Source organism: Streptomyces sp. NPDC050147 (assembly GCF_040660195.1).
Lineage (GTDB): Bacteria > Actinomycetota > Actinomycetes > Streptomycetales > Streptomycetaceae > Streptomyces.
The window spans coordinates 43,316-64,057 of the sequence record NZ_JBFALJ010000027.1 but is presented as its reverse complement, the minus strand read 5'-3'; the positions used below and the strand labels follow the sequence as shown (position 1 = coordinate 64,057).

Annotated in this window: 18 protein-coding genes and 1 other RNA gene; 15 read left to right on the top strand and 4 right to left on the bottom strand. The window is 69.6% G+C overall.

The genetic code is table 11. From position 1 onward, the window contains the following. The first annotated feature begins 89 nt into the window (after nucleotides 1–89). The 3 genes from AB0I94_RS33205 (at nucleotide 90) to AB0I94_RS33195 (ending at nucleotide 4,116) form a co-directional block, all read left to right on the top strand. Nucleotides 90–1,325 carry a serine/threonine-protein kinase gene (locus AB0I94_RS33205; protein WP_363313432.1) on the top strand — a complete coding sequence of 412 codons (1,236 nt, stop codon included), beginning with the start codon at nucleotides 90–92 and terminating at the stop codon, nucleotides 1,323–1,325. Between the two features lie 734 nt (nucleotides 1,326–2,059). Then, the gene (gene prfB, locus AB0I94_RS33200; RefSeq protein WP_363313431.1) at nucleotides 2,060–3,166 is read left to right on the top strand and encodes a peptide chain release factor 2; all 1,107 of its coding nucleotides are present in this window, start codon (nucleotides 2,060–2,062) and stop codon (nucleotides 3,164–3,166) included. Between the two features lie 269 nt (nucleotides 3,167–3,435). Further along, entirely contained in the window at nucleotides 3,436–4,116 is a 681-nt protein-coding gene (locus AB0I94_RS33195; RefSeq protein WP_363313430.1) for a hypothetical protein, read from the top strand. A 105-nt stretch (nucleotides 4,117–4,221) separates the two neighbouring features. On the opposite strand, the gene AB0I94_RS33190 is transcribed toward AB0I94_RS33195, so the two are convergent. After that, nucleotides 4,222–4,413, bottom strand: a complete 192-nt coding sequence (locus AB0I94_RS33190) for a hypothetical protein (RefSeq protein ID WP_363313429.1) — start codon at nucleotides 4,411–4,413, stop codon at nucleotides 4,222–4,224. Nucleotides 4,414–4,653: 240 nt separating this feature from the next. On the opposite strand from AB0I94_RS33190, the gene ftsE reads away from it, so the two are divergent. The 6 genes from ftsE to dacB all read left to right on the top strand — a co-directional run bounded on the left by ftsE (nucleotide 4,654) and on the right by dacB (nucleotide 10,335). Continuing rightward, nucleotides 4,654–5,343 carry a cell division ATP-binding protein FtsE gene (gene ftsE / locus AB0I94_RS33185; RefSeq protein WP_030788113.1) on the top strand — a complete coding sequence of 230 codons (690 nt, stop codon included), beginning with the start codon at nucleotides 4,654–4,656 and terminating at the stop codon, nucleotides 5,341–5,343. 43 nt (nucleotides 5,344–5,386) lie between these two features. After that, the gene (gene ftsX, locus AB0I94_RS33180; protein WP_363313428.1) at nucleotides 5,387–6,304 is read left to right on the top strand and encodes a permease-like cell division protein FtsX; all 918 of its coding nucleotides are present in this window, start codon (nucleotides 5,387–5,389) and stop codon (nucleotides 6,302–6,304) included. Between the two features lie 78 nt (nucleotides 6,305–6,382). Further along, complete coding sequence (locus tag AB0I94_RS33175) at nucleotides 6,383–7,564, top strand: S41 family peptidase (protein ID WP_363313427.1); 1,182 nt, start codon at nucleotides 6,383–6,385, stop codon at nucleotides 7,562–7,564. An 18-nt stretch (nucleotides 7,565–7,582) separates the two neighbouring features. Further along, on the top strand, nucleotides 7,583–8,104 hold the full coding sequence (gene smpB / locus AB0I94_RS33170; RefSeq protein WP_363313426.1) for an SsrA-binding protein SmpB: 522 nt from the start codon (nucleotides 7,583–7,585) through the stop codon (nucleotides 8,102–8,104). A gap of 120 nt (nucleotides 8,105–8,224) precedes the next feature. Beyond that, nucleotides 8,225–8,613: a transfer-messenger RNA gene (ssrA, locus tag AB0I94_RS33165) on the top strand. Between the two features lie 129 nt (nucleotides 8,614–8,742). After that, nucleotides 8,743–10,335, top strand: a complete 1,593-nt coding sequence (gene dacB / locus AB0I94_RS33160) for a D-alanyl-D-alanine carboxypeptidase/D-alanyl-D-alanine-endopeptidase (RefSeq protein WP_363313425.1) — start codon at nucleotides 8,743–8,745, stop codon at nucleotides 10,333–10,335. On the opposite strand, the gene AB0I94_RS33155 is transcribed toward dacB, so the two are convergent. Next, on the bottom strand, nucleotides 10,259–11,518 hold the full coding sequence (locus AB0I94_RS33155; protein ID WP_363313424.1) for an MFS transporter: 1,260 nt from the start codon (nucleotides 11,516–11,518) through the stop codon (nucleotides 10,259–10,261). The two genes, dacB and AB0I94_RS33155, sit on opposite strands and share 77 nt — an antisense overlap. A 156-nt stretch (nucleotides 11,519–11,674) precedes the next feature. On the opposite strand from AB0I94_RS33155, the gene AB0I94_RS33150 reads away from it, so the two are divergent. The 4 genes from AB0I94_RS33150 (at nucleotide 11,675) to AB0I94_RS33135 (ending at nucleotide 17,136) form a co-directional block, all read left to right on the top strand. Further along, complete coding sequence (locus tag AB0I94_RS33150; RefSeq protein WP_363313480.1) at nucleotides 11,675–12,646, top strand: LysR family transcriptional regulator; 972 nt, start codon at nucleotides 11,675–11,677, stop codon at nucleotides 12,644–12,646. A gap of 229 nt (nucleotides 12,647–12,875) precedes the next feature. Beyond that, nucleotides 12,876–13,577: a hypothetical protein gene (locus AB0I94_RS33145; RefSeq protein ID WP_363313423.1), complete on the top strand. Its 702-nt coding sequence runs from the start codon at nucleotides 12,876–12,878 to the stop codon at nucleotides 13,575–13,577. A gap of 134 nt (nucleotides 13,578–13,711) precedes the next feature. After that, nucleotides 13,712–15,823, top strand: coding sequence for a glycosyltransferase (locus AB0I94_RS33140; protein WP_363313479.1), 2,112 nt, complete (start codon nucleotides 13,712–13,714; stop codon nucleotides 15,821–15,823). After that, a complete protein-coding gene (locus AB0I94_RS33135; RefSeq protein WP_363313421.1) occupies nucleotides 15,820–17,136 on the top strand; it encodes an acyltransferase in 1,317 nt (438 codons plus the stop codon). The genes AB0I94_RS33140 and AB0I94_RS33135 overlap by 4 nt, the downstream gene beginning before the upstream one ends. A gap of 51 nt (nucleotides 17,137–17,187) precedes the next feature. On the opposite strand, the gene AB0I94_RS33130 is transcribed toward AB0I94_RS33135, so the two are convergent. After that, entirely contained in the window at nucleotides 17,188–17,856 is a 669-nt protein-coding gene (locus AB0I94_RS33130) for an NAD(P)H-binding protein (RefSeq protein ID WP_363313420.1), read from the bottom strand. Between the two features lie 80 nt (nucleotides 17,857–17,936). Then, nucleotides 17,937–18,890 carry an EamA family transporter gene (locus tag AB0I94_RS33125; RefSeq protein ID WP_363313419.1) on the bottom strand — a complete coding sequence of 318 codons (954 nt, stop codon included), beginning with the start codon at nucleotides 18,888–18,890 and terminating at the stop codon, nucleotides 17,937–17,939. A 147-nt stretch (nucleotides 18,891–19,037) separates the two neighbouring features. Here AB0I94_RS33125 and AB0I94_RS33120 point away from each other — a divergent pair, with 147 nt between their 5' ends. Together AB0I94_RS33120 and AB0I94_RS33115 are read left to right on the top strand one after the other, a co-directional pair. Continuing rightward, nucleotides 19,038–19,577, top strand: a complete 540-nt coding sequence (locus AB0I94_RS33120; protein WP_363313418.1) for a MarR family transcriptional regulator — start codon at nucleotides 19,038–19,040, stop codon at nucleotides 19,575–19,577. Between the two features lie 258 nt (nucleotides 19,578–19,835). Further along, nucleotides 19,836–20,498: a hypothetical protein gene (locus tag AB0I94_RS33115; RefSeq protein WP_363313417.1), complete on the top strand. Its 663-nt coding sequence runs from the start codon at nucleotides 19,836–19,838 to the stop codon at nucleotides 20,496–20,498. Nucleotides 20,499–20,742 lie beyond the last annotated feature (244 nt).

Genomic DNA, 20,742 nt, shown 5'->3' with positions numbered 1-20,742 from the left:
ACACCTGCGGGGTGATTTCTGCTCCTGGAGTGAAGGTTGGCTTCGAGGCCGCGTAGTTTTGTCGCCAACACGCATCCGTAGGAGCAGTCTTGGCACGCAAGATCGGCAGCCGGTACACCGCCCACCAGATCCTTGGTCGGGGCAGCGCCGGCACGGTGTGGCTCGGCGAGGGGCCCGAGGGCCCCGTCGCCATCAAGCTGCTGCGCGAGGACCTGGCGTCCGACCAGGAGCTGGTCGGCCGCTTCGTCCAGGAGCGCACGGCTCTGCTCAGCCTCGACCACGCGCGCGTGGTGGGCGTCCACGATCTGGTGGTCGACGGGAACGACCTCGCCCTGGTCATGGACCTCGTCCGGGGCACGGACCTGCGCACCCGCCTCGACCGTGAGCGCCGCCTCGCCCCGGAGGCGGCGGTGGCGATCGTGGCGGACGTGGCGGACGGCCTCGCCGCGGCACACGCGGCGGGCATCGTGCACCGTGACGTGAAGCCGGAGAACGTCCTGCTCGACATGCAGGGTCCACTGGGCCCCGGAGGCTCGCACCCCGCCCTGCTCACCGACTTCGGCGTCGCCAAACTGATCGACTCACCGCGCAGGACCCGCGCGACGAAGATCATCGGTACGCCCGACTACCTCGCCCCGGAGATCATCGAGGGCCTGCCGCCGCGCGCGGCGGTCGACATCTACGCCCTCGCGACGGTCCTGTACGAACTTCTGGCGGGCTTCACCCCGTTCGGCGGAGGGCACCCCGGAGCGGTGTTGCGCCGCCACGTGACGGAGACGGTCGTCCCCCTCCCCGGCATCCCGGACGAACTCTGGCAGCTGATGGTCCAGTGCCTGGCGAAGGCCCCGGCGTCCCGCCTGCGCGCCTCCGAGCTCGCCGCGCGCCTGCGGGAGCTGCAGCCTCTGGTGGCGGGGATGCCGCCGCTGGACGTGGACGAGCCGGACTCGGAGCCCCTTCTGGAGGAGGCGGAGGAGGAGCCCGCGCCGGAGCCGTCCGCGGGCGCGCCCCGGCGCGGGGCGGTCCCCCTCGTCCCCGGCTCGTCCCCCGACTCGAACCGCGACACCCACACCTCCATGCGTGTCCCGGGTCCGGACGAGCTCGCCGGGGGCGCCCGGGGCACGGCCCGCGCTCCCCGCGCGTCCGGAGCGGCCCGCCCCGGCTCGGCCCGCCACCGCGCCTCCGCGCGCCGCCGCAGGATCACGCTGGGCGTGGCGGGAGCGGTCCTGGTGGCCGCGGCAGGCATCGGCACCTGGGCGGCCACCAGCGGCGACGACGCGGACGCGAAGCCCCAGGACACGCACAACTCGTCCCCTTCGGCGCCATAACCCTCCCCCTCCCGGGGCGGTCCCTGCCGCTTCGCGAAATCCCTCGGGGGCGCCACTTCCCGGGGCACCGCTCCTGGCCTGCCTACGCGGACTCCCACTGCCCTGCGGCTTCACGGGAACTGACTGACCCGCCGCTCCGCGCCGGATATTCCCCACCCGAGCACCCGGCGCCACGTCGGCGTGGGCGTTGCTGACCTGGGGGGCCCAGTCCCGCCGCTTCGCGCCGGATGGTTTCCCGCCCACCCACCCGAGCACCCGGCGTCACGTCGGTGCGGGCGTTTGCTGACCCGGGGCACCCCCGTCCCGCCACCTCACGCCGGATCCCCACCCGCCCCCCCCGGGCAATCGGGTGGGTGGGAGGGAAAAATCCGCCGCGAAGCGGCGGGACAGGGACGCCCCGAACCGGGCTGCAGGGACCCCGCGGCCCCAGCCGCACAGAAGGCCCGCCAGGCAGGGGCACCCCGCAGCCCCGCAGCCCCGCAGCGCCGCGGCCCAGCGCCGCACGGCCCCACCCGCACAGAAGGCCCGCAAAAGGAGCGGCACCCCCCGCCCGCCCGGGGCAGCAGGCGCCCCTGCCCCGGGCCCGGACCGGCGGTCAGCGGGCCGTGGGGGCGGGGCCATGCCGAGGTCAGGCGGCTCCCGGGGGCCCGCAGGGCAGGCCCCCGGGAGCCGCGGAGATCCGCCCCCCAGGCCGGGAGGCCAGACCGCTTGCGCCCAGCCGTTAGGCTGGACCCGTGGCAGTCGTCGATGTATCCGAAGAGCTCAAGTCCCTCTCCTCGACCATGGAGTCGATCGAGGCCGTCCTGGACCTCGACAAGCTGAGGGCAGACATCGCCGTGCTCGAGGAGCAGGCGGCCGCGCCGTCCCTGTGGGACGACCCTGAAGCGGCACAGAAGATCACCAGCAAGCTGAGCCACCTCCAGGCGGAGGTCCGCAAGGCCGAGGCGCTCCGTAGCCGGATCGATGATCTCAGCGTGCTCTTCGAGATGGCCGAGGAGGAGGACGACTCGGACACCCGCGCCGAGGCCGAGACCGAGCTCACGGCCGTCAAGAAGGCGCTGGACGAGATGGAGGTCCGCACCCTCCTCTCCGGTGAGTACGACGCCCGTGAGGCGCTCGTCACCATCCGCGCGGAGGCCGGCGGCGTCGACGCCTCCGACTTCGCCGAGAAGCTCCAGCGCATGTATCTGCGCTGGGCCGAGCGGCACGGCTACAAGACCGAGCTCTACGAAACCTCGTACGCGGAAGAGGCCGGCATCAAGTCGACCACCTTCGCCGTCCAGGTCCCGTACGCCTACGGCTCGCTCTCGGTCGAGCAGGGCACGCACCGTCTCGTCCGCATCTCGCCCTTCGACAACCAGGGACGCCGCCAGACCTCCTTCGCCGGAGTCGAGATCCTCCCGGTCGTCGAGCAGACCGACCACATCGAGATCGACGAGTCCGAGCTGCGTATCGATGTCTACCGTTCGTCGGGCCCCGGCGGCCAGGGCGTGAACACGACGGACTCCGCCGTCCGCCTGACGCACCTGCCCACCGGCATCGTCGTCTCCTGCCAGAACGAGCGCTCGCAGATCCAGAACAAGGCGAGCGCGATGAACGTCCTCCAGGCCAAGCTCCTCGAGCGCCGCCGCCAGGAGGAGCAGGCGAAGATGAACGCCCTCAAGGGAGACGGCGGCAACTCCTGGGGCAACCAGATGCGTTCGTACGTCCTGCACCCGTACCAAATGGTCAAGGACCTGCGCACGGACTTCGAAGTGGGTAACCCCGAGTCCGTGTTCAACGGCGAGATCGACGGTTTCCTCGAGGCCGGAATTCGCTGGCGCAAGCAGCAGGAGAAGTAAGCGCCGCTTTATCGACAAGGCAACTGCCGCTCTTGAGGCGGCAGTTGCCTTTTACGTCACAGTCACATCTCCGTAGGCCGGTCAACTGCTGCTATTTCAGACATCGCGCGCGCAACGACCTTGACGTTGCTGTGGAAACTGGAAAGGCTACCGAGCGGCATGCGTATCTCTGGGGCGCGTGCGATCTGTGGGGGCCGATCCAGCGCCCCGACGAACGCAGTCCCGGACGCTGCCTCACTGACGATTCAGCTACTGGGGGTAGCAGCCAGATGACCAAGAAGACGCGGATCCGCGTAGCACGCATAGCGGCCGGCGCGGTGATCGCCGCAGGTGCTTCGCTGACCGCCGCCGGTGCCGCCTCGGCCCTCGACGTCGGTGTCGACCTCGGCGGCGCGAGCGCCAGCGCCAGCGCCGACGAGAACGGCATCGGTGTCGATGTCGGTATCGGCGAGGACGCCGAGGAGCCGACCGAGGAGCCCACGGAGATTCCGGAGCCGACCGAGGAGCCCACCGAGGAGCCGACGGAGCCCACGGAGGAGCCGACCGAGCCCACCGAGGAGCCCACGGAGCCGACCGAGGACCCGACGGACCCGGGTACGCCCACCGAGGACCCGACGGACCCCACGGACCCGAGCGAGCCCACCCAGGGCCCGAGCGACCCGGGTAACGGCAACGGAAACGGCACCGGCGGCGGCAACGGCACCGGTGGCAACGACAACGACCCCGACGGCGGCTCCAACCCCGTCGAGCAGGGCAAGGGCAAGGACAGCCTGACCGACACGGGTTCCACCCCGGTCGAGCAGGGTGACAAGGCCGACAAGGGCGAGCTCGCCGAGACGGGTGCCGCCGAGACCACGTTCCTGCTGATCGGCGCCGCGACGATGATCGCCGGCGGCATCGGCTTCCGCATCCTGCCGCGCTTCGCCGGCAACCGCGGTGCCGCTGCCTGACGAAGGGCGGGCATCGCGTCACTGACGCGTCGCACGACATGACAGAAGGGCCCGGAGCGGATGGCTCCGGGCCCTTCTGATGTCCTGGCGCGCGCCCTGGGCGCGCTAGGCGGTCTGGTGAGCCAGCAAGGCTACGGCCGCGATCAGCACGACGAGCATCCCTATCAGGGCCGCGGGGCTGAGACCGCCGAACGGTCCCTCCTGCTGCAAGCGCTCGCGGCTGGCCCGGCATACGGGGCAGCGGCCCTCACTCACGGGCCCCGCGCAGTTCGCGCATACCAACCTGTCATGGGTCATGCGCTTCTCCTCCCGCACAGTTACAGCCTGCCCAACGCTAGAGGGAACCCAACCGTTCCCCCTACCACTGTGCCAGCTTCCACGGATTCCGGCGCGGCCCGCCCGTCCTCGTCGGTTTCCGACTGGTACGTTCCGTGGTATATGCGCGACAATTAGTGCAACTCAGGACGCTGACTGCGCTCGCACACCGGCTTCGCGTATGGTCACGCTCACCTACCCCCGGCGACCCGTGGTGCATCCGTGATCCGATTCGACAACGTCTCCAAGGCCTACCCCAAGCAGACCCGGCCCGCCCTCCGGGATGTCTCTCTGGAGATCGAGAAGGGCGAGTTCGTCTTCCTGGTGGGCTCCTCCGGCTCCGGAAAGTCCACCTTCCTGCGGCTGGTCCTGCGCGAGGAGCGCACCAGCCACGGCCAGGTGCACGTCCTCGGCAAGGACCTCGCACGCCTCTCCAACTTCAAGGTGCCGCACATGCGGCGCCAGTTGGGCACCGTCTTCCAGGACTTCCGTCTCCTGCCGAACAAGACCGTCGGCGAGAACGTCGCCTTCGCGCAGGAAGTCATCGGCAAGTCCCGCGGCGAGATCCGCAAGTCCGTGCCCCAGGTCCTCGACCTCGTCGGTCTCGGCGGCAAGGAGGACCGGATGCCCGGCGAGCTCTCCGGTGGTGAGCAGCAACGGGTGGCGATCGCGCGCGCCTTCGTCAACCGTCCGAAGCTCCTCATCGCCGACGAGCCGACCGGCAACCTCGACCCGCAGACGTCGGTCGGCATCATGAAGCTGCTCGACCGGATCAACCGGACCGGCACGACCGTCGTCATGGCGACCCACGACCAGCAGATCGTGGACCAGATGCGCAAGCGGGTCATTGAGCTGGAGAAGGGCCGTCTCGTCCGCGACCAGTCGCGCGGCGTCTACGGCTACCAGCACTGACGACCCGTACTGATCCACTGCACTGATCCACTGAAAGGGAGCCATGCGCGCCCAGTTCGTCCTGTCGGAGATCGGCGTCGGTCTCCGCCGGAATCTCACGATGACCTTCGCGGTCGTCGTCTCCGTGGCCCTCTCGCTCGCCCTGTTCGGCGGCTCGCTGCTCATGCGCGACCAGGTGAGCACGATGAAGGGCTACTGGTACGACAAGGTCAACGTCTCGATCTACCTGTGCAACAAGGGTGACGCCGAGCAGGACCCCAACTGCACCACCGGCGCCGTCACGAACGAGCAGCGGCACCAGATCCTCGGCGATCTGAAGAAGATGCCCGTCGTGGACACGGTCCAGCACGAGACGGCGGACGAGGCGTACAAGCACTACAAGGAGCAGTTCGGCGACTCCCCGCTGGCCAACTCCCTCACGCCGGACCAGATGCAGGAGTCGTACCGCGTCAAGCTGACGGACCCGGAGAAGTACAAGGTCGTCACGACCGCCTTCTCCGGACGGGACGGCGTGCAGTCCGTGGAGGACCAGAAGGGCTATCTGGACAACCTCTTCGAGCTTCTGAACGGCCTGAACTGGGCGGCGCTCGCGGTGATGGCGCTGATGCTCGTCGTCGCGCTGATGCTGATCGTCAACACGGTGCGCGTCTCGGCGTTCAGCCGCAGGCGTGAGACCGGCATCATGCGGCTTGTCGGCGCGTCCAGCTTCTACATCCAGATGCCGTTCATCATGGAGGCCGCCGTCGCCGGGCTCATCGGTGGCGGTGTCGCCTGCGGCATGCTCCTTGTGGGCCGGTACTTCCTCATCGACCACGGCCTCGCGCTCTCCGAGAAGATGAACCTCATCGACTTCATCGGATGGGACGCGGTCCTGGCCAAGCTGCCTCTGGTGCTCGCCATCGGGCTGCTGATGCCCGCGCTCGCGGCGTTCTTCGCGTTGCGCAAGTACCTGAAGGTGTGACAAAAGCCGCCTGTTCCGAAGGGCGCTGTACGGTTCAACCGACCGTGCGGCGCCCTTCGTTGTCCTAGACTCACCGGCATGTCAGGCCCCGACCGGTTCTGCGACCGCCTCTCCCGGCCCCGCCGCATCCGCCGCGGGGCGACCCTGACGTTGGTGTTCGCGAGCGTGCTCGCCACCGGTGCGGCCACCGGGTCCTGGAGCGAGGCGAGCGGCGAAGGCCGGAAGTCGCCCGCCCCGTCCGCCCGTTCCGTCGCCTCGTCCGGCGACGCGGCCCACGAAGCGGCCGACGCCGCGGCCGAGGCGATGGCCGACGGCAAGTCCGGCAAGAAGGCCGCGGAAGAAGCCGTCAGCCGCAGCGGTGACCGCTGGGGGTCGGTGTACTCCCCTGGGGAGTACCAGGAGTTCGAGCAGGCCCTCGACGGCGCGTACACCGGCGTCGGCCTCTGGGCCAGGCGTGCGGCCGACGGACGCATCGAGGTCTCCCGGGTCCAGCGCGGTGGCCCCGCCCAACAGGCCGGCATCCGCGAGGGCGATCAGCTCCGCAGCATCGACGGCAAGCGCGTGGCGGGACTTCCCGTCACCGAGGTCGTCTCCCTGCTGCGCGGTGCCCGCGCCGGCACCCCGGTCGAGCTCGGCCTGGAGCGGGGCACGCGCGCGTGGAGCGAGACACTGCACCGGGCTCGGCTCTCCACGGACTCCGTCACGGTCACACGGCTCGCGGGCGGCGCCGTCATGATCAAGGTCGAGGCCTTCACCAAGGGCGCCGGCGAGCGCGTGCGGTCAGCGGTGCGTGACGCACCCAAGGGCGCCGGAATCCTCCTTGACCTGCGGGGCAACTCCGGGGGCCTGGTGTCGGAGGCGGTCACCGCGGCCTCGGGGCTCGTGGACGGCGGTCTGGTGGCTACGTACGACGTACGCGGCCGGCAGAAGGCCCTGCACGCCGAACGGGGCGGTGACACCACCAGGCCGGTGGTCGCGCTGGTCGACGGCGGCACGATGAGCGCGGCGGAGCTGCTCACGGGCGCTCTGCAGGACCGTGGCCGCGCGGTCGTGGTGGGCTCGAAGACTTTCGGCAAGGGTTCGGTCCAGATGCCGAGCCGGCTGCCCGACGGCTCGGTCGCCGAGCTGACGGTCGGGCACTACCGCACTCCTTCGGGGCAGGCGGTCGACGGCCGGGGCATCACACCCGATCTGGAGGTCGAGGACGGGGCCGAGACGCGGGCCGAGACAGTATTGACTGGCCTCGGACCCCCCTCGTAGTGCGAAAATGGCCGCACTATGGCGAAGGAAAAGGTAAAGCGCAAGGCCGCTAAGGCCGCCGAGAAGGCACCCAGCAAGAAGATCGTGGCGCAGAACAAGAAGGCGCGGCACGACTACCACATCCTGGACACGTACGAGTGCGGCCTGGTGCTGATGGGCACCGAGGTCAAGTCGCTGCGGATGGGCAGGGCCTCCCTCGTGGACGGCTTCGTGCACATCGACAACGGCGAGGCGTGGCTGCACAACATCCACGTCCCCGAGTACGTGCAGGGCACCTGGACCAACCACTCGGCCACGCGGAAGCGCAAGCTGCTGCTGCACCGGGCGGAGATCGACAAGCTGGATTCCAAGTCGCAGGAGACGGGTCACACGATCGTGCCCTTGGCCCTGTACTTCAAGGACAGCCGCGTCAAGGTCGAGATCGCGCTGGCCAAGGGCAAGAAGGAGTACGACAAGCGCCAGACGCTCAAGGAGAAGCAGGACCTGCGCGAGACGAACCGCGCGGTCGCGGACGTCAAGCGACGTCAGCGCAGCGCCTAGATCCCGGCCCCCCGTGGGCCCGGACGGGCCGCGCGGGAATTGGCTGGCCTCGTCGGGCGTTGTTCACGTACGATGGGCACTGCACCGCACAGCCGGGGCATGCGTTTGATAAAAAAACATGGGGATGATCGGTTTCGACAGCGGATGTCGAAGTAGGGGAAGCGAGCCGAGGAAGCGGCAATGATCTCGTAAACCATATGTCGCAACCAATAATCGCCAATTCCAAGAGCGATTCCCAGTCCTTCGCCCTCGCTGCCTAATAAGCAGTGAGTGAAGGACCCTTAATGGGTGTCAGCCCGGGAGTGTTCCCGACCCGGATCCTGGCATAATCTAGGGAACTAAACCATCGAGCCCGGTCACGGGGTTCGATGGGAAATCAAACAGTGACTGGGCCCGTCGGAGACTTGTTCGCGAGATCTCCGGGGCCGAGAAAATCGTAGCGAACTGCGCTCGGAGAAGCCCTCCTTTTGCACCGTTGGACGCGGGTTCGATTCCCGCCATCTCCACAATTCCCATGTGAGGTTAAAGCCCTCCGGCCTGCGGCCGGGGGGCTTTTTCCGTGTGCCGGGGCAAGGGACACGCACGTGGCCGGAGTGGGGGCTGTCGCGGGGGGCCGGAGTCAGGGATGCTCCTGGGTCATGAGTAGACCCGTGAGACGCGTCAACGCCCGTATGCGCCACTGGATCTGGCCCGCCGTGCTCGGTGTCGCGGCGGCCACCCTCTCCGTCAGCTCGCCGGCCGGGGCGGACTCCGACCGCAGCGGCCTGCCCGAAGCCATCGACACCATCCTCGGCGACCCCCGGATGGAGGGCGGCGCGGCGAGCGTCGTCGTCGCCGATGCCGCGTCCGGCGACGTGCTCTACCAGCACCTGCCCAGCGGGCGCCTGATGCCCGCCTCCAACACCAAGCTCCTGACGTCGACGGCCGCCATGGAGCGGCTCGGCCCCGACCACCGCTTCACCACCGATGTGCTCACCGACGGCAAGCAGCACGGCCGTGTGCTCTCCGGTGATCTGTATCTGCGCGGCACCGGCGACCCGACGACGCTCGCCAAGGACTACGACCGACTCGCCGCGAAGATCGCCGCCTCGGGTGTCCGGCAGGTCTCGGGGCGCCTGGTCGCGGACGACACCCGGTTCGACGACAAGCGCATCGGCGACACCTGGGCCGGAGACGACGAATTCGCGTACTACGCCGCCCAGATCTCCGCGCTGAGCGTCGCCCCGGACACCGACTACGACACCGGGACGGTCATCGTCGAGGCCGCACCGGGCGCGAAGGCCGGTGACAGGCCGAAGGTGACCGTCACCCCGAAGACCGATTACGTCGATGTCGACGTCAGCGCCAAGACCGTCGCCGCCGGAGGCCAGGACTCCCTCACCATCGAGCATGAGCACGGCACCAACACGATCACGGTCACCGGCACCGTCCCCGTGGGAGGCTCCGCCACCAAGGAGTGGATCGCTGTGTGGGAGCCGACCGGGTACGCGGCGGCGATCTTCCGGGACGCGCTGAAGGCGCACGGGGTGCGCGTGAGCGGGCCGACCAAGGCCGGGCTCGCCACCCCCAAGGGCGCGCGGCCGCTCGCCTCGCACGAGTCCATGCCGCTGAAGGAACTGATGATCCCCTTCATGAAGCTCTCCAACAACATGCACGCGGAGAACCTCACGAAGACGATGGGGTACGAGGCGACAGGGCGGCCCGGAAGCTGGCCGGACGGACTCGCCGCCACCGGCGCGTACTTGAAGACGGCCGGCGTCGATCCCGGCAAGCTCCGCCACGTCGACGGCTCCGGGCTCTCCCGCAAGAACAACGCCCCCGCCGATCAGCTGATCAAGCTCCTTCTCTCGGCGAAGGGCGAGCCCTGGTACGCCGACTGGTACAAGTCCCTTCCGGTGGCCTGCGCCCCGGACAAGTCCGTCGGCGGCACCCTGCGCACACGGATGTGCGGGACTCCGGCGGCCCTCAACGTACGCGCGAAGACCGGGTCGTTGACCGGGGCGTCCGCTCTTTCGGGGTACGTGAAGGACGCGGGCGGGCGCGAGTTGGTGTTCAGCATCATCCTGAACAACTACCTGCCCTCTTCGGTGAAGGCTCTGGAGGACGCGATCGTCGTGACGCTCGCCAAGTCGACCGAGGACAAGGCCGTCCTTGTCAGGCCGCGCTCGGAGCGTGGGGCCGAACCGAACGGGGACCTGGAGTGCTCGTGGCGTAAGCCTGCGCGATGCTGAGCAGCAGCGCGCAGCACGCGGCGGCGACCGGGACCGCGTAGCCCTGAGCGGTACCGAGGTGCTCCACCGCCCAGCCGCCGGAGGCCGAGCCGCAGGCGATGCCCCCGAGGAGGCCGGTGACGGCGAGGGTCATGCCCTCGTTCAACCGCCCCTCGGGGGTGCGCTGTTGGATCAGGGCCATGCCGGTGACCATCGTCGGGGCCGTCGCCATACCGGCGACAAGGAGAGCCCCGGCGAGCACGAGAAGCGAGCCGGTGAGCGTGGCGGCCAGCAGCGGCAGCGTCATCAAGGCCGCCATCGACACGGCGCACAGGACGTGCCGGCGGTGCGGTGGCCCGCTCGGCTTGACCGCCCCGTAAAGGAGGCCCGCCGCACAGGAGCCCGCGGCCTGGAGCGCGAGGATCGCGCCCGCGGCGGCCTTGTGGCCCCGCGCGTCGGCGTAGGCGATCGTCACGACCTCCATCGAGCCGAAGACGGCGCCGGTCGCGAGGAAGGCGGCGAGCAGGGTGGGCATCCCGCGCGCGTGGAGGGGCGACTTCTCCTTGTGGGGCGTACGACCCCGGGGCGGCGGTTCCGTGGTGCGCTGGGCGGCGAAGACCAGGACGCCGGTCAGGAGCAGGACGACTCCGATGAGGGTGCCCGCCTCCGGGAAGAGCGCCCCGCACAGGAAGGCCGCGAGGACGGGGCCGAGCATGAAGCACAGTTCGTCCGCGGCCTGCTCGAAGGAGTTGGCGGTGTGCACGGCCCGCTCGTCGTCCTTCAGGAGGTGGGCCCAGCGGGCCCGGGACATGCCGCCGGTGTTGGGCGTGGTGGCCGTCGCGGCGTACGCGGCGAACAGGGTCCAGTCGGGCGCTCCGTAGCGCACGCACAGCAGCAGCGCGAGCGAGCCGAGCGCGGCGATCGCGGTGGCGGGGACCGCGATCCGCGCCTGGCCGTGCCGGTCGACGAGGCGCGCCGTCCAGGGGGCCACGACGGCGGTCGCGGCGAGGCCCGTCGCGGTGACGGCGCCGGCGAGCGCGTACGAACCGCGGGTGCCGGCGATCATGATGACGGCGCTCACGCTGAACATGCCCATGGGGAGGCGGGCTATGAGGTTGCCGATGGTGAAGGCGGTGGCTCCGGGTATCCGGAAGAGGCGGGCGTAGGGGTTGCGGCGGGGTGCGTGGGGTTCGGCGGGCGGCATGGGATCACCCTCACCGGGGCGGTGGTGTGAGGTCCAACACCTACTGGGGCCCCATTCACGCACTTCCGTTGTAAGTTCCCGGGGGTGACAGCAGAACCCGGCATACCGTGCGCCCCGCAGAGCCACCCGCGTCCCGGCGCGCCGTCGCCCCGAGACGTGGAGCCCCGCCTCCTGCGCGCCTTCCTGGCCGTCTCCGAAGAGCTGCACTTCACGAGGGCCGCCGCCAGGCTGTACGTGGCCCAGCAGGCGCTGAGCCGTGATGTGCGACGCCTGGAGCGTGAGGTGGGGGCCGAGCTGTTCGTGCGGACGACACGCCAGGTCACGCTGACCGCGGAGGGCGAGCGGCTGCTGCCGTACGCGCGGCGGGTCATCGAGGCGCAGGACGACCTGGCGGCGGCCTTCACGCGCGGTGCGGGGCCCGGCGGCGTGGCCCGCCCGCTGCTCGTGGACCTGAACAGCCCGGGGCTCACCTGCGGACGCGTCCTGGAGCGCGCCCGTGCGCTCGCCCCGGACTGCGAGCTGATGGCCCGCTTCGAGAGCGGGCTCACCGGGGCCGCCGCCGAGATCCTCGCCGGGCGGCTCGACGTCTCCTTCGGGCGGTACGCCGGGCTCGAACCCGCGCTGCGGGCGCGGCTCGCCCAGCAGCCCGTGCGGTACGAGCCGATGGCGGTGCTGCTGCCGCTCGGGCACCCCCTGGCCGAACTCGACGCGGTGCCGCTCGGCGCGCTCGCGGGGGAGAGCGTGTACGCGGGGGCGGGAAACCCCCGGACGCTGGAGTGGACCGACCTGGCGCGTCGCCTTTTCGAGGGACGCGGGATCGAGGTGGCGGCGCCCGCGCCCCTCGCGGTGGGCCCCGAGGAGTTCGGACGGATCATGGCCAAGAATCGCAACCCCGTCCTCACCGTGGTGGACTTTCCGGCCATGCCCGAATCGGTGCTGCGACCCTTGATCGACCCCGTACCCCTGTCGCCCGTGTCCCTGGTGTGGAGAAAGGGACTCGTGCACCCGGGTGTCGACGCCCTGCGCGCGGCCGCGGCCGAGCTCGCCGCCGCCGACGGGTGGCTGCGCAGGCCCGAAGACGGGTGGGTTCCGGCCACAGATGCACTCATCATGATGAGCCTGGACTGACGGATTAGTACGACTGACACCGCCGTGCGCTACATTCATAGTCCGGGCGCGGTGTGATAGGGGGGCGCTCGGACCGGGTGGGGGCCTGGTCCGACGGCAAGTTGCCCGGAGTCGTGCGCGCCCGAGTCCGGTTATGTGGGGGTTGTGCGTACGCATGGAGAATTGGCGAGAAGATGCCCTACCGGAACACACCCATGATCCGAACGAGGTCACCGTTCAGATCGACGGGGTGGGGCGACAGCTGGCGGAACTGGCCGCCGAGAGTGATCAGAACGGGCCTGACGGGCCGGTTTTCGTCGACGAGACGGGCCGCCGCAGCCGCAGGTACCGCCGAATAGGGGTGTTCGTCGGCATAGCCTGCGCCGTCTACGCGGTGATCATCGTGGCCACCCTCTTCTCGGGCAACTCCAGCGCGCCCTGGCTGCCGATCAACCCCAAGGACGAGAAGCCGGCGAGCAAGGTGGACACACCGAACCCCCCGGCCGACTCCCTCGACCCCTCGGCCTCACCCGGCGCGACCCCGTCTCCCGGAGCGTCGGAGAGCGGCACCACCGCTCCCGCGACCGGCGACGACGGCAAGCCCGACCCGTCGAAGACGGACGACGGCAAGGTCGAACCGGGCGACTCGCCGGACCCCGACCCCACGGACGACGGCGGCAAGCCCGACCCCGACCCCACGGACGACGGCGGGAACCCCGACCCGACCGACGACCCCACGAAGCCCGACCCGGACCCGGACCCGACCGACGACCCCACCACGCCGGACCCGGACCCGCCGACCGAGACCCCGGGCGGCGCGGCCGGAGGCGGCGGCGAAGTCCCCGCGATGCAGCCCGTCGTCGATCAACAGTCCCCGCAGCGCGCCCAGTCGGTCGGCTACCAGTCCCCGCACAGCGCTGACCAGCAGCCCTCGGAGGGCGCACAGCGATGAACACCCGCACCAACAGGAGGCGGTCCGCCGGCTCCCGGAACAGTCACGCCCAGCCCCGGGGCGGCGGCAGCGGCCGACGCCGCGCGCAGCCCGCCCGCGGCGCCAAGCGGCGCAGGTTCCCCCTGCGCTATCTGATGCCCCTGCTCCTCCTGGTCGCCCTGATGGCGATGCTCATGCTGCGCGGCTACACGCACAGCGAGATCCTCGCCGACCACCGCGTGCAGCCGCCCGCGGCCACCGACAAGGTCCCGAAGAAGGTCCTCGAAGACGGCGGCCCGGTCATCGACACCCGTGGCGGCGCCGAGGAGACGCTGAGCGTCCCCCGCCACCGCCTCGTGCTGACCTTCGACGACGGCCCGGACCCGGAGTGGACCCCCAAGGTCCTCGACGTACTGAAGAAGCACCAGGCGCACGGCGTCTTCTTCGTCACCGGCACGATGGCCTCGCGCTACCCCGACCTCGTCGAGCGCATGGTGGACGAGGGCCACGAGATCGGCCTGCACACGTTCAACCACCCCGACCTGTCGTACCAGTCCAAGAGCCGCATCGACTGGGAGCTCTCGCAGAACCAGCTCGCCCTCGCGGGCGCCGCGGGCATCCGCACCTCCCTCTTCCGCCCGCCGTACTCCTCGTTCTCCGACGCCATGGACAACAAATCCTGGCCGGTGACGAAGTACATCGGCAGCCGCGGCTACCTCACCGTCGTCAACAACACCGACAGCGAGGACTGGAAGCGCCCCGGCGCCGACGAGATCATCCGCCGCGCCACCCCCAAGGACGGCAAGGGCGCCATCGTCCTGATGCACGACTCCGGAGGCGACCGCTCGCAGACGGTGGCCGCGCTCGACACCTTCCTGCCCGATCTGCAGGACAAGGGCTACCGCTTCACGAACCTCACCGAGGCCCTGGACGCCCCCAGCGCGCACGCGCCGGTCTCCGGCCTCGACCTGTGGAAGGGCAAGGCCTGGGTCTTCCTGGTCGGAGCCTCGGAGAAGATCACCGGCGTACTCGTCGTGGCCCTGGCCATCATCGGCGCCCTGGTCCTGCTCCGCTTCGGCCTGATGCTGCTGCTCTCCGCCGTGCACGCGCGCAAGGTACGCAAACGGGGCTTCAGCTGGGGCCCTGACGTCACCGAACCCGTGTCGGTCCTCGTGCCCGCCTACAACGAGGCCAAGTGCATCGAGGCCACGGTCCGTTCGCTCATGACGAGCGACCACCCCATCGAGATCATCGTCATCGACGACGGCTCCTCGGACGGCACCGCGCTGATCGTCGAGGGCCTTCGCCTGCCGAACGTACGCGTCGTACGCCAGCAGAACGCGGGCAAACCGGCCGCCCTCAACAGAGGCATAGCCAACGCCCGCTACGACCTCATCGTGATGATGGACGGCGACACCGTCTTCGAGCAGTCCACCGTGCGCGAACTGGTGCAGCCGTTCGGCGACCCGCGCGTGGGCGCGGTGGCGGGCAACGCGAAGGTCGGCAACAGGGACTCGCTGATCGGCGCCTGGCAGCACATCGAGTACGTGATGGGCTTCAACCTCGACCGCCGGATGTACGACATGCTCGGCTGCATGCCGACCATCCCCGGCGCCGTGGGAGCCTTCCGGCGTTCGGCCCTCGAGCGGGTCGGCGGCATGAGCGACGACACGCTCGCCGAGGACACCGACATCACGATGGCGATGCACCGGGACGGCTGGCGGGTCGTGTACGCCGAGAAGGCACGCGCGTGGACCGAGGCGCCGGAGACGGTGCAGCAGCTGTGGTCGCAGCGCTACCGCTGGTCGTACGGCACGATGCAGGCGATCTGGAAGCACCGCCGCTCGGTGATCGAGTCGGGCCCCTCGGGCCGCTTCGGCCGCGTGGGCATGCCTCTGGTGTCCCTCTTCATGGTCCTGGCGCCGCTCCTGGCCCCCCTGATCGACGTCTTCCTGCTCTACGGCCTGATCTTCGGCCCCACCCAGAAGACGATCATCGCGTGGCTCGGCGTTCTCGCCGTCCAGGCGGTGTGCGCGGCGTACGCCTTCCGGCTCGACCGCGAGCGCATGACCCACCTGATCTCGCTGCCCCTCCAGCAGATCCTCTACCGGCAGTTGATGTACGTCGTACTGCTGCAGTCCTGGATCACCGCCCTGACCGGTGGCCGCCTGCGCTGGCAGAAGCTCCGGCGTACGGGAGTGCTTGGGACGCCGCCCTCGATTCCGCAGCAGCGGGTGGGCGGCGCTGATCGGAGGCCCGTCGCATGACCTATCCCACGCAGCCGCTGCCGCAGGTGCCGCCGCCTCCCGGCCTGGCGGTGACTCCTGGTTTGGCGGTGACTCCGGTCGCTCCGGCGTCTCATCGAGCCGAGGCGGCTTCCGGGGCGGCTTCCGCGGCGGCCAAGAAGCCGGGCCGGGACCGCTACTTCGACGTACTGCGCTCGCTGGCCCTGGTCCGCGTCGTCATCTACCACCTGTTCGGCTGGGCCTGGCTGACGATCCTGTTCCCGTCCATGGGCGTGATGTTCGCGCTGGCCGGAGCGCTGATGGCGCGCTCGCTCAAGCGCCCCGCGTGGGGCGTGATCAGGGGCCGAATACGCCGACTGCTCCCTCCCATGTGGGCCTTCAGCGCGGTGGCACTCTTCCTCCTCTTCTACGGCGGCTGGAACGTCACCAAGGACCCGGACCACGGGGACACGTGGGGCCTGGTCAGCATGCTCAACTACGTGTTCCCGATCGGCGCCCCGCCCTTCCCCTGGCACATCGGGGACAAGGCGGGCCTCCTGGAGGACACCTGGCCGGCCCAGGCCGCGGGCCCGCTCTGGTACATCCGCGCGTACCTGTGGTTCGTGATCGCCTCTCCGCTGTTGCTGTGGGCGTTCCGCAGGCTCCCGTGGGCGACCCTGTTCGCGCCGCTCGCCCTGACGGCGGTGCTCGCCACGGAGATCGTCAAGATCCCTGGCGAGACGGGCAACGCGGTGTCGGACTTCGCGGTGTACGGCAGCTGCTGGGTCCTTGGCATCGCCCACCAGGAGGGCGTACTGGCACGCGTCCCGCGCTACGTGGCGGTGTCGGTCTCGGCCCTGATCATGGCCTTCGGCCTGTGGTGGGCCTCGGGCCACCTGGGCCCGGACGGCTGGGACCTGAACGACATCCCGCTGGCCCAGGCGGCGTGGTCCTTCGGCTTCGTAGTCATCCTGTTCCAGTACTCACCCTCCTGGCAGGAACTGCCGGGCCGCCTGAAGCGCTGGGACAAACTCATCACGCTCTCCAACAACAGAGCGGTGACGATCTACCTCTGGCACAACCTCCTCATCATGGCCACGGTGCCGATCATCGACATGGCGTACGACCTGCCGTTCATGCAGGACGAGCGCTGGAGCTCGGCACTGAGCTCGACGTACATGCTGTGGATGACGGTCCTCGTCTGGCCGCTGATCGGCCTGATGATCGCCGCCGTGGGGTGGCTGGAGGACGTGGCCGCCAAGCGGAGCCCCAGGCTGTGGCCGGATGGGTCGAAGCCTTCCAAGGCCCCCAAGGGCAGGCGGGCGGCTTCGAAGGGTGGCGCGCACAGGAGCTGAGGCGCTGCCCCTGCCCGGCGGGTGTTCAGTGTGGGGGCCCAGCGCGGGCGTTCAGTACCCGACGGTGAAGCGGGCGCGGTGGTGCTTGGGGCGCTCGGCTTCGTCCAGGAGTGCCACCGCCAGATCCTCCATGGAGATGGACGAGTTGCCCTCGGCGTCGACGATCAACTCGTCGGCGCCGAGCCGGTAGACGCCGGTGCGGACACCCGGCTCGAGCAGCGCCGACGGGCTCACGTACGTCCAGTCGACCTCGGTGTCGGCGGTGCGGACGGCGTCGAACTGCTCGTTGGAGGCCAGGGCGATGTGCCGCCAGGCGGTGGGAACGAAGGCGGGGTCGTCGATGGCGAGGACGCCACCTCCCTTGCCGGGCGCTTCCTTGCCGGGCACGGTCAGGCTCCCGGCCCCACCGACGATCATCAGCCGTACGTCGCCTCCGGCGCGGGCGAGGCCGTCGAGCAACGCCCGGCTGACGGCGGCGTGTTGATTCTCGTGCCCGGGGGCGGGTCTGGTGGCGTTCACCACCAGGTCCTGCCCGGCGCTCAACTCGGCGATGTGCTCCGGAACTCCGGCGTCACCTGCGCGGTGCGTGGCTTCCGGGTGCAGCTCGCCGAAGCGGGCGGGGTCGCGGACGACGGCGGTGACGTCGTGGCCGCGGGTGAGGGCTTCGGTGACGACGCGGCTGCCGACGTTGCCGGCGGCGCCGAAGACGGTGATGCGCATGGGGTCTGCTCCTTGCGGGTGCGGGTGCGGGTGCGGGTGCGGATGCGGATGGGACGGGGGATTGCGGATGGGACGGGGGATTACAGGCGATGCGTGGTTGTGGCCGGTCGGCGGCGCCCCTGCCCGACCACCACACTCGCCACGACGAGCACGAGCCCGCCCACCTGCCAGAGGGTGAGGGTCTGCCCCAGGAGGAGCAGTCCGGCGAGGGTGGCGACGACGGGGTTGGTCAGTCCCAGGAACGAGACGGAGGAGGCGGGGAGCCGCTCGATGCCGCGGAACCAGAGGGCGTACGCGATGGCGGTGCCGATGATGCCGAGGTAGGCGTATCCGGCGAGGTTGGCGCCGGTGAAGTGGTCGGGCAGCCCTTCGAAGGAGAGCGCGATGGGGGCCAACACCAGCCCACCCGCGGTGAGCTGCCATCCGGTCAGGGCAAGCAGCGAGACGCCTTCGGGCCGCCCCCAGCGCTTGCTGAGTACGACGGCGAGGGCCATCAGGGTGGTGGCGGCCAACATGGCCACGATCCCCGTGAGGTCGACGGAGGCGCTGCCGCGCAGGACGAGCAGCCCGACGCCGACCACTCCGACGAGCCCGGCGGCCAGGGTGCGACGCGTGGGCCGCACCTTGAGCACACCCACTCCGAAGCCGGCGACGAGCAGCGGCATGACGGCGCTGACGGTCGAGGCGACGCCGCCGGGAAGGTGGTAGGCGCCGAAGAAGAGGAGCGGGAAGAAGGCCCCGAAGTTGAGCAGCCCCAGGACCCCCGCCTTCCACCACCAGTCACCGCGGGGCAACCGCCGGGTGAGGGCGAGCAGGATGAGCCCGGCGGGCAGCGCACGCAGAGCCGCGGCGAGCAGGGGGCGGTCCGGGGGCAGGAGTTCGGTGGTGGTGACGTAGGTGGTACCCCAGGTGGCGGGGCCGATGGCGGCGAGGCCCGCGGCTGCGAGGGTTCGCGGTGCTCGACCGGGGCGGCCCTGGCGGGGCGTGGTGCGGGCGGCGGTGCCGGCCTGCGGGCTGCTGCTGGTGATGGACACGGTGTGCTCCCCCTCGGTTCGGTTCCCCTGAACGCTGTTATTCTCAACGTTGAGATAAATATGAACCCTGGGTCCGCGAACGTCAAGTATCTGAACATTGAGATATTGAGAGATTCGGTCCGGGCCTACCGAGAGAGGGACGCGACCATGACTGACCCTGAAACGTCGGCGGCTGCGGAGGCCGACGCCATAGACGAGCTGCGTGCCCAGTGGCACCGCGAGCGCCCGGACATGGACGCGGCAGGCCTGGACGCGATGGCCCTGGTGGGCCGCATCAAACGGGCGGACCACCTGCTGAGCAAGGGAATGAAGCCGGTCTTCGCGGAACACGGCCTGGAGTTCCCGGAGTTCGACGTACTCGCCACGCTGCGAAGGGTGGGCGCCCCGCACGAACTGACGGCGGGTGGCCTCATCAAGACGGCCATGGTGACATCAGGCGCGATCACCAACCGCCTGGACAAGCTGGAGCGCAAGGGCTTGATCGAACGCCACCCGGACCCGTCCGACCGCCGCGCGATCCGCGTCCGCCTGACGGAGGCGGGCCGCGAACTGGTCGACCGCGCGGTGGTGGACCACGTGGCGAACGAGGAGCGGATGCTGGCGGCTCTTTCGGGTGACGACCGCCGGGCGCTGGACGGGGCGTTGCGGAGGCTGTTGGTGTCGTTGGGGGATACGCATCTGGGGTGAGCCCTGCCGCAGCCTCGCCGCCCAAGAGCCCGGTGAGGCCCGCCGACTTCGCGGATTCAAAGGGTGAAGAGGCGCTAGGCCCGTACCGGTTGGTGAGCGCTGAACTGCGCTCAGCGATCGATCTGCGCCAAGGGCAGTGCTGTACGGATGCTATGCCCGCCTATGTCCCGCTGGGCGCCAACCTCGACGTGACGTCTCCCGTCCCTCCTGGATAGCTTGGTTCACTCCAGAGAACCCTCGTCCCACCAGGAGCTGACCGTGACTCGCCGACCCACCCTGCTCGCAGCGACCGCCCTCACTGCTGCCGCGGTCCTCTCGCTCTCTGCTTGCGGGGGTGGCGATGGCGACTCCGCGTCGAACGACAAGATCGCGGGTGCGGAGTCTGGCGGCGAGAAGAGAGAGTCACCGTCTCCGACAGCTTCCGATGACGGGATCGACCGGCCGGAGATCAAGCTGCCGAAGGACGTCAAGCACGTCTTCGAGGGCGGGAGTACCGGAGACAAGGCCAAGGACTCGGTACTGGCGGACAACGAGCAGAACCTTAAGGCAATTGATTCCGCTATCACCGTGGGCGAAGACTCTGCACAGGCGGCGCTGAAGTTCTACAACAAGGACAAAGCGCTTGTATCTGCCGCCTCCTACATCAAGTCCTTCTACGACGACGGCCGAAGCTTCGTCGGAACCACCCGCTACTACCAGCGTGAAGTCAGTTTCCGTGCCGGTGGCGCGGCAGCGCTGACATATTGCGCCGACGCGACGAAGACATACCCCATGGATCGCAAGACCAAGAAGGTCGACCGCTCTGCCCCGGCGTCGGCTGACGACTACACCTTCTTCAGTGAGCAACTGAAGAAGAACGCCGACGGGGTCTGGCAGTCCGTCAACGTGACGTCCGGCCCCGGAGCGAAGAAGTGCATGTGACCGGTCTGCGGAAATACGTCAACTTGGCTACGCCAGCCTTGGCTTTCGCCCTGGTCGCATTGCCCGCCCCTGCTTATGCAGGCGGTGGCAAGGGGAGTAGCAGTAATCAGCGCGGTAGCGCTCAGGGCGGTGTAGATGAGGGGAAAATCAATGTACGGACGAAGGTTCAGACGTCCGTAAGTGGTGGTTCCAATTCGGCCAAGACTGGGGATCTGTCTTCCGTTGACAGTGATTGGACACCCCC